This is a genomic window from Flavobacterium algoritolerans (assembly GCF_030010385.1).
Classification (GTDB): Bacteria; Bacteroidota; Bacteroidia; order Flavobacteriales; family Flavobacteriaceae; genus Flavobacterium; species Flavobacterium algoritolerans.
Genome location: NZ_JASCRZ010000001.1, coordinates 1,197,614 through 1,211,843, shown reverse-complemented (window position 1 = coordinate 1,211,843; position 14,230 = coordinate 1,197,614). Strand labels below are relative to the sequence as shown.

Below are 14,230 nucleotides of genomic sequence, written 5' to 3'. Positions count from 1 at the left end.
GATTAAAATTAACACAAAAACCATCTGTTTTGAACAGATGGTTTTTTTATGCCAATATTTTAATAAACTACCTTTCTCACAACTGAATGACCATTTTGTAAAACTATATTTATCACTAATGCCTGATGATTCGACACCAAATTAAGTAACGAGAAATCAATATCATTTATATTATTCCTTTGATATATTTTTCTTCCAGCCAAATCATATATTGAAATTTCATCGATGAACTCTTTAGTAGAATTCACCTGTAATTGTTTGTTTTCATTGAACACTAAAACTGATTCTTTATCTTTTTCAAGTTCATTCAAAGCCAAAGTCTTATCGGTAAAACGCAAGACAAAACGATCATTAAAAATTCCCACAGCAGTATTAAAAGTTAGATTTTCATTCTTTAAATTAACAATATTGTTGTTGAATTTATCCTCAACAAAAACATTTTGGCGTGCTAATAATTCATCCGCTTGATCGATTTTAATCGTAAAAGCACCCGCTATCGTAGTAGTAAACCCTAATTTAACTTCGTCAGTTTCTTCAAATGGCAAAGCCCTGCCTTGAATTGCCAAATTCTTATCTTGAATAATACTGTAAAAGTCTAAATATTCATTGCCATTAAAACTTTCACCATCAAAAGAATTATCAAAATCATCAGTCGCCCCGGTTGCATAACCCAGTAACATTTGTTTGAAAGCGCCTTCACTATTATATAAATCCAACCAAATGCGATGTCTCTCTATCTCATTTGTTTTTGCTTTTTTGGTCGTATTTAATTTAAAAAAACTTGAATTCTGCCCAATCATTCGCATACTATTATTGAATTTTACAATTCCGCCACCATTGATAGCAGTGACAAAAAAAGCTTGAGCAGAAGCAATTTTACCATCAGGCTTTGTACTATTAACACCTGAACTCAAAGACGCACTCGTACTAACACCTCCCAATGAATTATAAACTGCATAATCATCCGAAGTATATACATTATTATTAATCGCAGTATTATGCGTCCAAAAGTAAATGGTACCCTCTAAAATTCCATTATTTGCATTTATAAATAAATTAGCATCAATCGCTGACGGATATGGGTTTCCAATAAGATTCGACGTATCTGTAGCACCAATGGGAATTGACACCAATCCATTGTTAGGAACACCTAAAAACACTGCTTCATGATATGCCGTAGCCGTACTTGAAAAAAATTCCGGACCACGAATAATATATCCTTTACCAACCGTCATTGCAGTTGTTGAAAGCTCATTGAACCATGAATCTAATGAAGCATCAAAAGAATAAAACTTGTCCAAAGGGGTATTAGGAGATACATCAATCAATTTTTGATTTAAAACCGGAGAAGACCAATACGTATAATCTGTTTTAAGGATTGGTGTCGTTTTTCTTTTTAGCCGGATAATCCCTGTATTGCCGACCTGATCCTCGGATTGATAAAGTGCCGCATTGTTTTCTAAAATCAACGTGCCTAAACCCGAATAATCAAAAACTAATCCCAGAGTATTTCCGTCTGGAACAGTAACCGTATTTCCCAAACTAATTGAACAAGAACAGGAATTTACGGAAGCAAGTGAGCTGTAATTACCATTGAAAATTAATGTTCTTTCAACTGATGGCAGCCCATTACTCCATGCAATCCCGTTCCATACAGAACTATTTGTACACAGTTTAATTCGGGCTACACGATGCTTTGTTATTCCAGAAACAGAATTGAAACTTCCTCCAATAATTACTTTATTATTTGGCGTAAAGCAAGTGCTAAACAGCGTACCGTTTAAGTTTACGGAAAAAGTAGTATCATAAACTCCCGAAGAAAGCAATCTCAGCATTCGTTTTACAGCAATTCCATTATAAGTGCCCGAGAAAGTTCCGCCAAGTAAAACCCGGTCATCCGGCTGGACCAAAATAGTTCTAATCTCTCCATTACTAAAACCTGCTCCTGATGCAAAAGTGGTATCCAGACTACCGTTGCTATTCAACCTCAGGATTCTTTTTGCGGAAGCACCTCCATAGTTTAAAAATGTTCCGCCAACAATCAATTTATTATCTGACAGTAATGCCATCGCATATACATTCTTATCAAAACCAAGACCAATAGAAAAACCAGAATCAATACTTCCATCAGTATTCAAACGAATTATCCTATTATGAGAACCTCCATTAAAAGTAGCAAAACGTCCTCCTAAAACTATTTTTCCATCCGGTTGTAACAAAACCGCTTCTACTATAGCGTCAGCACCCAAACCTGTATTGAAAGTGAGATCAAGAATTCCATTGGGCAGTAAGCGAGCAATTCTATTCACCAAAACCCCATTATAACTTGTAAAATTTCCAGCAATAATTATTTTTCCATCTGGTTGCAATGCGAGCGCATAGATTTGATTATTTGAACCTAATCCCGTGATAAAAGTGGGATCTAAAAGCCCATCTGGAAGAATTCTGGTTATTCTATTTGCCAGCACTCCATTGTAAGCAGTAAAAGCACCTACTAAAACTATTTTATTATCCGTTTGTATAATTGCACTTCTGATGGTATTATTTGCACCAGCACCAGATGTATTAAATGAAGAATCAATTGTACCGTCTTCAGACAAACGTGAAACTCTGTTACAAATAGTTCCGTTGAATTTCGTAAAACTACCAAATACCATTGTTTTATTATCTGATAAGGAAAGTACTTTCAAAACTGAATTATCAAAACCTACTCCAGCAGTAAGATACCCAATATCCAGAGCTCCGACGGGATCAACTTTAGCCAATCGCCCTTGATTTTGTGAATCAAAAATGGAGAAAGAACCTCCAACATACCAAGATTCGTCGGCTGCAATAACAACATCCAGAACTGAGGCCGAGAATGGACCTGCTCCAATATCAAATATTGGATCTAAAATTCCATTAGAGCTCAAACATGTTAACCGATTCACATCTATTCCTTTATAAGTACCCGTAAAAGAACCTCCAACCATAATTGCTCCAGCTGAATTTAATTTAACAACCTCAACGACACCATTACTAAATCCCAGTCCAGATAAAAAACTAACATCAATAGAACCATCTAAATTCAGACGAACTATTTTATTTGCTGTAATTCCGTTATAGGTTATAAAATCTCCGCCTGCTATGATTTTCCCGTCAGGTTGTAAGACAAGAGCTGACACGCCAGCATTAAAACCCGAGCCAATCACAAAAGAAATATCAGGACTCCCATCTAAATTCAATCTGATTATTTTATTTTTACTAATTCCGTTGAAAGTATCAAATGAACCCGCTAAAACTATCTTCCCATCAGGCTGAATTTGAACTTCTTCCACTACTCCATTAGCACCAGATCCAGTTACAAAACTAGTATCTAAAGCCCCGTCAGACAAAATTCGGGCTACTCGATTAGCTGTGATTCCATTGTATTTAGTAAAGCTACCTACAGCAACCACGCTCGCATCAGTTTGTAAAGCTAGCCCATACACTATTCCACTACTTGCAGCTACCATAGTATTGAATGTAGTATCAATAGAGCCATCACTATTCAATCTAATTAATCGGTTCGCACTTATTCCATTAAAGACTGTGAATGAACCTCCTAAAATTATCTTGCCATCAGGTTGAATTAAGGAACAATACACTTTACCATTAAAACTTGTGCCCAGATTAAAGGAAGTATCCTTAGACCCATCTTGAAATAACCGACATAAATACGGAGTTATTACACCATTAAAATTCAAATAGTCACCTCCTACAATCAATTTACCATCTGTTTGTAAAGAGACCGTTCTGACTGTATTATCAAAACCATCCCCTTGCAAACCATCATCATAAACATTAAATGTTGCATCTGATTTTCCTTGTTGAGAATATGCCTTATTTTGAAACAAAAGACCAAATACTATAGCAAAGTAAACTAATATTGTTTTCAAATTTAGATTGGATTTAGGCCGCTATTATGAATTTTGATACGACTCATAATTTCAACTTTGATTAATAACATCTATAAATGTAAAGACAATGATTAATTTGTACAATACCCACATTTAGTGATATTTACCCAAAATAAAGAAATATTCTTACTTTTAATTCTATAAAAAATCCCATTCTAAACAAATAGAATGGGATTTTTTTATACTGTTGTTAAATTATTCTAGCGTTACTAATAAATGACTTTTTTAGAGATCACATTTCCATTGTTTAATAGTACTTTGACTATCACTAATTGTTTATTCAAAGTAATATTTGAAGTACGGAATTCATTACTATTTACAGCTTCTTTATCAAATATTTTTCTTCCAAGTAAATCAAAAACTGTAATTCGTTTTATACTTTCAAGTTCAGATTTTATTTTTAATTCATTTTTATCTTTAGAAATTAAAACTGAATTATCAAATTCACCAACATTGTCTGTTCCTAACGTTTTTTCTGTAAAACGCAACACAAAACGATCATTGAAAGCACCTGCTCCTGTTGAAAAACTATAAGCTCCTTCTTTTAGATTTTTAAAGCTATTAGTCATTTTATCTTCGATAAAAACATCTTCTGAGACTAGTATTCCATCTACCTGATCAATACTTATTGAGAAAGTCCCTGCAATTGTAGAACTATACCCTAATAGTACCTCATCATTTTTATCAAATGGCAAAGCTCTACCCTGTATGGTTAGGTTTTTATCATCATTGACACTATAAAAATCAACAAACTGATTTCCATCAAAACTTTCTCCATCAAAAGCATCATCATAATCGTTAGTTGCATCAGTAACATACCCAACTAGCATTTGTTTGAAAGCACCTTCTGAATTAGTTAAATTAAGCCAAACACGGTGTTTCTCAATTGCATCCGTCGTTTTTGAGCTTTTAGCAGTCCTGAAGAATTGCGCATTGTTTATACCGGAAACACCACCGGAAACACGCATGGTATTATTAAATATTATTGAACTATTTGCTGGAATAGTAGGTTTAGTAGTGGCAAAAAACGCTTGTCCAGCAGCAATTTTACCAGTTGGAACAACTGGATCAAGTCCTAAAGTAGTAGCTGATGTCGCTGCTCCTCCGGTAAGATTATAAGTAGCATAATCATCTGAAGTATAAGCATAAACCCCAGATCCTGCAGATCCATTAGCTATGCCTGATGCTAATTGAATACTTGTATTATGTGTCCAAAAATAAAGGGTACCATCTAAAACCGAGCTATTATCTATTAAAAATTTATTAGCATCCAGAGCAGAGGGATACGGGTTTCCTATTAAATAGGACTTATCATTAATTACAGTGGTAATAGAAACTGTTCCATTATTTGGAGCACCAATAAAAGTTGCTTCTAGCAAACCTGGCGGAGGTGGTGTAGGATCATTATTCTCAGGAGCTCGTATAATATAACCTTTTCCTTTTGACATTACTGTTGACGAACTTTCTTGTTTCCAATCTTCTACTGCAGAATCAAAAGAAAAAAACTTGTCTGAGAGTGTGCTTGGAGACACATTATACAAAGTTTGTGGTGAAACTGGTGATGACCAATAGGTATAATCAAATTTTTTAATAGGTGTAGTCAGACGTTTATAAATTATACTTCCTGAGTTTAATCCATCATTATTAGTCTGCACTAAACTAGCTTTATTTTCAAATATCAATGATGCACCTACAGGAACATTTATCCCATTAACTACTGTTAAAGTACGCCCAGATTTTATTGTTACTGTACGGCTTCCAATTATTTGACAAGAACAGCCTGATAAATCTACAGCTGGATCTATAGCTGGAGGATATGATCCGGTAAAAACTATATTTGAATCTCCAATAGGAATACCGTTAGACCAAGAGGTCCCATTCCAAGTTGATGTAATCGGATTGCTAATGGTTACACTAGATGATGATGCAGAGATGCAAGTTCCCAATGTGGCCGTTAGCGTATAACTTCCCGCAGGCCCAGTTACTGTGTTCCCAGAAATTGTAACTCCAGTCGACGGACTTACAGCATAAGTATGAGATGCATTGTAATTAGTTATTGTAAAAGTTCCAGCTATGCTTGTACAATCTAACGGTATTGCGGTGCTACTTAGAAGAGGTATTGTAGGAATAGAACTAACAGTGACAGTAACTCCATTTGATGTTGCTGGACTACTTGTAAGACAAGGAGTAGCATTCGAAGTCATTATTACTTTTATAGCATCATTATTTGCTAATGTATTAGCTGTATAGGTAACTGATGTGGCTCCATTTATTGCTATCAGCCCATTATACCATTGGTATGTTGGCGCAGCGCCACCATTAATTGGCAATGCCGTAAAAGTTATAGGAGTTCCAGCACATATTGAAGTAGCCGATGCGGAAATACTCACTGAAGCTGGCAAATTTGGAATAACTGTAGCAGTAATTAGCTTTCTAATAGTAGTATAGGAAGCATATTTTGCCTGTACATAAAAATTTTGAGTAGATGATAGTACACCTGTATTATAAAAACTTCCAGTATGAATAGCCGATCCTCCATTTGCAGTGTTAAACCACTCGTAAGTAGCTCCAATCGCTGGGTCTGATGTAGCTGTGAGGGTAAAATTCCCCGAACCGCAAACTGATGACTTATCAGATGAAACGCTAATTGGACTGTACCCACCTTGAGTCACTAATTGAGTAAAAGTAAAGTCTGCACTTGCGCCTCCGCTACATGTTGAAACTAAATCTGTTCCTATATAAATTCTATCAGATGCAGTACATTGATTACCACCACTAATATCCCCACCAGATTCAACAGTAATGGATGATCCAGCTGCTAGTGTCAGTCTATCATTAGCTCCATTTCCAAACTCTATTTTAGCTTTATTCCTAATCACAAAATTAATTGCGCCTAAACAAGTAAGATTAAAACCAGTATTAATTGTTAAAGTCATAACTGTAACTCCATCCCCTATGTATAAAACACCATCACAAGCGTTTAAAGGAGAAGTATCACATGTTAAAGAACTAGCACTGGTTGTTGATGTTATGGCACATTGTGCAGACATTTCTCCAGAAAAAATAAATAACAACAAAATAAAAACATTAAATTTAGTCAAGAGTAATTTTTTGATCATGCTTTTTTATTAAATTTAATTTTAAAGATGTGGTCTTCTAAAAGAAAAAAACCTTCATTAAATTCAAATTAAAAAAAACAAATCCACTTCACACAATAAAGTCGTCGACACGCACTTATATTCGTTAAAAAGCTGTTTTACAAAACCTTAAAAAATACAAGCTGTAACAAATTATTAAAATGTAATTTTTTTAGAAACAGTTTGACCACTTTGCAATATAATTTTCACAATTAAAACTTGTTCGCTTGAAGACAAATCGGAGAGTATATGCAGATTATTCTCAACGTTTATCTTTTTATAAAGTTGTTTTCCAATTAGGTCAAAAATTAAAACCTTATCAATTATTTCATTTGAAGAATCAATTTTTATTTGTTTGTTTTTAACAGAAATTACAACTTTATCATCTACTGCTTCAAAATCTCCTGTCCCTAAAGTTTTATCTGTATAACGCAAAACAAAACGATCGTTAAACGTTCCTTCTTGTGTTGTAAAATCATACGATGAGGATTTTAAATCATGCACTACATTCAACAACTTATCTTCAATATAGACGTTTTGAGACTGCATGATTCCGTCTACCTCATCAATACCAATACTAAAATCCCCTATTGCGACAGATCTATATCCCAGTAAAACTTCATCATTTACTTCAAATGGTAATGCCCTACCTTGAATCACAAATTTTTTATTTTGATTTACGCTGTAAAAATCTATAAATTCATTTCCATCAAAAGTTTCACCATCGTAACCGTTATCATAATCATTAGTAGCTCCGGTAATATACCCTACTAACAATTGCTTGAAGGCCCCTTGTGTATTAGTTAAATTCAGCCACACTCTGTTTTTCTCGATAGCAATTGTCGTCTTTGATTTAGTGTTATTTGTCTTGAAAAACTGAGAGTTATTTCCTGTAATTCCTCCAACGCCAACTCTCATACTATTATTAAATACAATTTCATTTGTACCTATAATCGTTGCATTACTTGTAGCAAAAAAACCTTGTCCTGCACCTATCTTCCCAATTGGTTTGTTAGGATTACCCGGTGCCTTATCAGGATCGTTATCTGCAACAGTTCCAACACCCCCAGTTAAGTTATAGGAAGCATAATCATCTCCAGAATAAGCATAAAGACCTGTTCCGGGATTAACAACTCCAATTCCAATTTTTGTACTGTGCGTCCAAAAATAAAGTGTTCCATCTATGACACCTGCGTTATCAGTCAAAAATTTATCTGCATCTAATGCCGAGGGATATGGATTCCCTAAAAGATATGATTTAAAAGGATATATTCCTATGATAGGATAGCGTCCGTTATTAGGTTTACCAGTAAATGTCGCTTCCAACGGAGTCAAGGGACTCACTGATATTGGTCCAGGACCTCTAATAGTATACCCTTTACCCACAATCATTGGACTTGTAGCCGACTCACTTTTCCAATCTTCAGAGCCTGCAGTAACTTCGTAAGAATAAAATATACTACCCACAAGACTAGAAGGATTGTACGAAATTCCTCCAGTACCTCCTAAATTTAATGGTGATACCGGTGAAGACCAATACGTATAATCAGTATTGCGTACTCCAGTATTTGTGAGTCTTTTGTAATTAATATTTCCCGCATTGACAGCGGCATCATTAATTTGTACCAAGCTGGCCCTGTTCTCAAAAGTCAAAATTCCTCCACCTACTACTTCCACTTCGTTCGTAATGGTCAGTGTTCGATTTGATCTGATGGTAACAACTGTACTTCCTGTAACTATACAAGAACAACCTACTAAATTCACATCCTGATTAAAATTTCCTGCAAAAACAATTTTTTGTGAGTTAGTTGGAAGTAATCCTGTAGACCAAACCGTTCCATTCCATGTATTAGTAACGACAGGGTTTATCACCACATTATCTGAAGCTAAAGATGTGCAAGTGCCATTTGAAACTGTAAATGTATACGTTCCTGGAGCCAATCCTGAAATTGTAGTTGAACCACCAGTTCCCGTAATTGTTGCCGATGAGGTACCGCTTCTAATTAAGGCCCATGCTCCTGCTGAGGGTAAACTATTCAAAGTAACGCTTCCCGTAGCCGAAACACAATCAGGGTGAACAATTGTTCCTTGAATTGGTTTATCCGGAGGAGTAGTCACGCTTATCAACACAGACGCAGAATTTACTTCTGTACAACTACCGTTTTGAACTACCGCTCTAAAATAAGTGTTAGTTGTTAAGTTACCAATTTCTGCACCAGTCAAGGTAGTACTCGTATTAGAAATAGTAACTAAACCTACGGTAAAACCAATATTAGTAGCCTTTTCCCACCTTACAACAGAACCAGTATTACCACTCAAAACTATATTAACTGGTTGATTTCCGTAACATATAGTTTGACCTGATGATACTGTACCACCAATACTATTATTTATAGTTATTGTAGAAGTATTAGAATAAGCAATATTTGTGCAAGGTAAATTTTGCACTACTGCTCTATAATAAGTGGTTTGAGTTAAATTGCTGACATTTATACCGTTATTCGTGTTTTCAATAGAAACTATATTACTAACAAAGTTATCATTTGAAGATTCCCAACGTATTGGGCTCCCTACATAACCTGTTAAATTTAAATAAGTTATATAACTATTTGGACAACCACTTGAACTTGATGGAATAGAACCTCCATTGCTTGAAGGAGCAACAGTTATATCTAAACCATTGCCATAACCTAACCCACATGCATTAGTTGAATTTACTGTTATTCTCCCTGAGGTTGCGTTTACAGCAAATGTTGCTGTAGCTGAACGTCCATCAGCACTAGTAACAAATGTTACACCAGCACCAGAATAACTCCAAGTATGATTAAAATTAGCTGGATCAGAAGTTATTGTGTAAGTAGCCGCAGTATTTTGACATTGTGAATTAGATCCACTTATTGCCGTAACGGCTCCTCCAGGACCATTAGCAACATAAACAACTCTATTAGCTGTTCTTGTTGTACACCCTGTACCACTAATTGTATATGTTATTGTCGCAGTTCCTGCTCCTACCCCTGTTACTACTCCTGTTGTTGCATTTACTGTTGCTATACCAGCATTACTACTAGACCATGTCCCTCCTGAAATGGTAGATGTAAAAGTTACTGTTCGATTAGGATTATAAGTACAGACATATTGATTCCCTGATAAAGTCCCCGCTGTAGTTGGGCAGCCTCTTAATGTTACATTATCTAAATATAAAGTTCTATTAGCAGCGCTATTAGCACCATTACCGTTGCCACTGGGATTATTTGTTTTGTATATGTAGATACGAACGTCTGGATTGTTATTTGCAGATACAGGTAAAACATCAGATGTCCTTGTACTACTATTGATATCAGGATTGAAACTAGGTGTTATAGCAGTAAGTGTTACGCCTTGATCAGAACTGGAATAAACTCTAAAATCATTGATATTATTATTACTTGCTCTGTTGCAAAAAGAAAAAACTAAATTTTCATACCCAGTGGCATTTACTGTAAACTGATAGAAATCATCTCTATTCCATTGATTGGCAGACAGCGAAAATGAATTTCCACTTCCACAAGTATTATCATTGGCAAGCTGCGCATTGTCAACACCGAACTGTCCGATTGTAGGGGTACCTATGGTATTATTTATATTTGGATTTACTGACCCTTCAAAATTAAATTGAAAAAGAGTAGTTTGCCCGAAAGAAATTGTAGACATTACCAGAAAAAAAAGAAAAAAAAGTGTTCTTTTATTTAGTGCATATAAAGTTTTATTCATGTGGTATTATTTGTAAATTCAATTGTTTTAATACGGCATTAAAGAACCATGTTACAGTGTGTATTTTTATAGAAAAAATCAATTTGTACAATATCAGTTACTTTTTTAAATCAAATGAAATTTTACCGACCATCTGTTAAAATAATCGACGTAATACGTGTTTGTGTTTGTAAAGAAAGAAAAATATCAAAAACGAAACCTTTTCATTTTCAATACCCACAGAGACAAACTCTTATGAGTTTAACTGCAATACTCTTGATCTAAATTATATTTTTAATGCGTAATAACCACCATTAATAATTAATTTAGCTTAATTACTAAAACCACAAATCCCACTAATGAATCCAGTTTATTCCATAAAAGAGGCCATCCATAAAATAGAGCATTATTGCGCCTATCAAGAACGCTGTCATGAAGAAGTCGCTCAAAAACTAAGGAGCATGAAAATGGACGCTGATGAAATTGACACGATTATGGTTCATCTTATAAGTGATAATTTTCTTAATGAAGAACGTTTTGCACAGAGTTTTGCTAGAGGAAAGCACCGTATCAAACATTGGGGAAAAATTAGGATTGTCAATGAATTAAAAGCAAAAAAAATAACACAAACTCTCATAAATATTGCCCTCAAAGAAATCTCTACTGAGGAATATTTATCCACTTTTCATACCCTTGCCGACAGAAATTGGGAATCCATAAAAGAAACGAATCTATTAAAAAAACGAAAAAAATTCTGTGACTATTTACTGCGCAGAGGATTCGAAAGCAATTTGATTTTCGAAAAAGCAAAAGAATTAGAAAATTTACAAAAACTATAAATAAGCACAAAAAATTACAAATTTAAAAGAACACTCACCGCATTTCCACCAAAACCAACGGCATTAATCAGTACTTTTTTAATCGGTTTTGTTTGTAATTGCGCTTCCGCAAAAGGAACTCCGATAAATCTGTTGTTTTGCATCATCAAAATAGCGAGTTCCATACTCAATATCCCCGATGCACCAAAAGTGTGACCAATTTTCCATTTATTGGTAGTCAATAAAGGAAGGCTTTCGCCAAAAACTGTTTCTATCGCTTTATACTCCGTCAAATCGCCTTTTATAGTTCCCGGAGCATGCATCACAATAACATCAACTTCGGATAAATCAGTGTTTTCCAATGCCATTTTCATTGATTTTTGGAAACAAGTTGCTTCCGCCGAAATAGAAATATTATGTTCTAGAATTTCCGTAGCATAACCAATTCCTTCTATATAAGCCAAGGCATTTTCTTTTTTCCCTATTTCGAGACAACACACGCCGGCACCTTCGCCAAGAATCATGGTGCTTTGTTTCTTTTCTAAATCAAGCGCACGATTCGGGTATGTTTCTGTACTATTCGAATAAATTTTCAACGCCCGCATTTGGGCAATCGTAAAATCAGTCAATGGCGCTTCACTGCCGCCAACCAGAAATTTATCAGCCATTCCTGCTCGAAGCCAAGCCACTCCATTTAATAATGCATGCAAAGCAGTGGAACACGTAATGGAATGAGATATTTCCGGGCCAGAACTTTGTAAATCATGAGCAACCCAAGAGGAAATATTTCCCAAAGTGGTCGTTGGAGAAGCTAGAGTTTGTGCTTTTCCAGTTTGTAAATAATCTTGATAGTGCTTTTCGAATAGATCTGTTGCACCACGAGACGAACCAATATTAATCCCAAAAATATCTTTTTGTGTCCAACCCGCATTTTGCATTGCTTTTCGCGAAGCCGCCATGGCATACAAAACCGATTTATCTAAGGATTTATATTTGTTATCTGATTCTCGCAAAGCGCCAACAACTTGCTCTGAATTAGCGTCTAAAGTCGCTACAAAGGTTTTTTTATGGTCTAAAATATGTTCCGTAAAACAATGATTTTCATTAAGATAATTTTCCCAAATAGCCTCAGGAGTATTTCCTAAAGGCGAAATGGAAGCTATGGCTGTTATGGAGATTATTGTTGACAAGATATTTTTTTTGGCAAAGGTCGCAAAGTTATTTACATTCTACATTCTATCAGTGAAAAAATAGCACACGATGGCACGAATTCTCACAGATAAAAACTGATTTTTTTAATCTGTGGCTTAATAATTAAACTATTTCTAAAGCATTTTCGACCACTTGATATACTTTTTCTAATTGTTCATCGGTAATAATGTAGGGAGGTAAAATGTAGACAATATTACCAACAGGACGCAGAATTACTCCATTTTCGATAAAAAAATCATAGAGTTTATTACGCAATGTTCCATAATAACTGGCTGAACTTTCGGTTTTTATTTCTAATGCAAAAATGACTCCCAGCACTCGTGTTGTAACAACTTTTGGGTGATTTTTAATTCGCTCCTGAAAATCCAAATGATTTTGATTAACACGAATTATATTCGCTTGCATTTCATTGGTTCGCAACAATTCTAAACTGGCCAAAGCCGCCGCACAGCCTGTAGGATTTGCTGTAAATGTGTGTCCATGAAACAGTGCTTTATTGATATCGTCATCATAAAAAGCATCGAATAAATCCTGAGTAAAAGTCGTAATCGCCATGGGAATAGTTCCTCCTGTCAACGCTTTGGACAGACACATCATATCTGGTTTCTCAACCAAATAATCCGTTGCAAAAGTTTTTCCTGTTTTTCCAAAGCCGGTCATCACCTCGTCAGCAATGGTTAGCACATTATTCTCCTGACAAATTCGCATCAATATATCTAACGATTCCGGCTCGTACATCACCATTCCTGCGGCTCCTTGAACCAATGGCTCAAAAATAAAACCCGCACAATTGTTGTTTTTTATAACGGATTGTAACGCATCATAACTTTCTTGCTCCCGTCCTTTAACCGGAACCGGAATCCGCACCACATCAATAAACATTCCTTGAAAAGCTTGTGTATAAAATGAAATTCCGCTCGCTGCCATGGCTGCAAAAGTATCGCCGTGAAAAGCATTTTCGAAAGCGATTATCGTAGTTCTCTTTTCTCCTTTATTGAAAAAATACTGTAGCGCCACTTTAATTGCCACTTCAACTGCTGTAGATCCATTATCCGAAAAGAATATTTTCTGTTGGTTTTTTGGTAAGATTTCCATCAACTTCTCGGCTACCAAAATAGCGGGTTCGTGTGTAAATCCACCAAACAAAACATGCTCTAATGTAGTGAGTTGTTTGTAAATCGCATCGGCAATAAAGGTGTTCGAATGTCCATAAGGATTGACCCACCACGAAGCGATTGCATCAATATATTCCTTCTCATTTTCATCCCAAAGCAATGCGCCTTTCCCTTTTTTAATGGCAATTGGTAACGCTGCGGTTTTATGCTGGGTATACGGATGCCAAAGATATTGGCGGTCTCTTTCTGTTAAATTCATTTTGCAAAGATAAAATAAGCAA

Annotated in this window: 6 protein-coding genes; 1 reads left to right on the top strand and 5 read right to left on the bottom strand. The window is 35.3% G+C overall.

The genetic code is table 11. From position 1 onward, the window contains the following. Positions 1 to 59: 59 nt before the first annotated feature. The 3 genes from QLS65_RS05220 to QLS65_RS05210 all read right to left on the bottom strand — a co-directional run bounded on the left by QLS65_RS05220 (position 60) and on the right by QLS65_RS05210 (position 10,825). Positions 60 to 3,917, bottom strand: a complete 3,858-nt coding sequence (locus tag QLS65_RS05220) for a T9SS sorting signal type C domain-containing protein (RefSeq protein WP_282715650.1) — start codon at positions 3,915 to 3,917, stop codon at positions 60 to 62. Between the two features lie 230 nt (positions 3,918 to 4,147). Next, on the bottom strand, positions 4,148 to 7,057 hold the full coding sequence (locus tag QLS65_RS05215) for a T9SS sorting signal type C domain-containing protein (protein ID WP_282715648.1): 2,910 nt from the start codon (positions 7,055 to 7,057) through the stop codon (positions 4,148 to 4,150). Positions 7,058 to 7,231: 174 nt separating this feature from the next. Then, positions 7,232 to 10,825: a T9SS sorting signal type C domain-containing protein gene (locus QLS65_RS05210; RefSeq protein WP_282715646.1), complete on the bottom strand. Its 3,594-nt coding sequence runs from the start codon at positions 10,823 to 10,825 to the stop codon at positions 7,232 to 7,234. A 338-nt stretch (positions 10,826 to 11,163) separates the two neighbouring features. On the opposite strand from QLS65_RS05210, the gene QLS65_RS05205 reads away from it, so the two are divergent. Further along, positions 11,164 to 11,643, top strand: coding sequence for a regulatory protein RecX (locus tag QLS65_RS05205; protein ID WP_282713329.1), 480 nt, complete (start codon positions 11,164 to 11,166; stop codon positions 11,641 to 11,643). Between the two features lie 14 nt (positions 11,644 to 11,657). Here the strand turns inward: QLS65_RS05205 and QLS65_RS05200 are convergent, their stop codons facing one another. Both QLS65_RS05200 and bioA read right to left on the bottom strand, forming a co-directional pair. Then, positions 11,658 to 12,812: a beta-ketoacyl synthase N-terminal-like domain-containing protein gene (locus tag QLS65_RS05200; RefSeq protein WP_282713328.1), complete on the bottom strand. Its 1,155-nt coding sequence runs from the start codon at positions 12,810 to 12,812 to the stop codon at positions 11,658 to 11,660. A gap of 124 nt (positions 12,813 to 12,936) precedes the next feature. Further along, complete coding sequence (gene bioA / locus QLS65_RS05195) at positions 12,937 to 14,208, bottom strand: adenosylmethionine--8-amino-7-oxononanoate transaminase (protein WP_282715643.1); 1,272 nt, start codon at positions 14,206 to 14,208, stop codon at positions 12,937 to 12,939. Positions 14,209 to 14,230: the final 22 nt, after the last annotated feature.

Coding starts and splice junctions, on each gene's coding strand:
- bioA (WP_282715643.1), bottom strand. CDS start 14,208: ATGAATTTAACAGAAAGAGACCGCCAATATCTTTGGCATCCGTATACC.
- QLS65_RS05205 (WP_282713329.1), top strand. CDS start 11,164: ATGAATCCAGTTTATTCCATAAAAGAGGCCATCCATAAAATAGAGCAT.
- QLS65_RS05210 (WP_282715646.1), bottom strand. CDS start 10,825: ATGAATAAAACTTTATATGCACTAAATAAAAGAACACTTTTTTTTCTT.
- QLS65_RS05215 (WP_282715648.1), bottom strand. CDS start 7,057: ATGATCAAAAAATTACTCTTGACTAAATTTAATGTTTTTATTTTGTTG.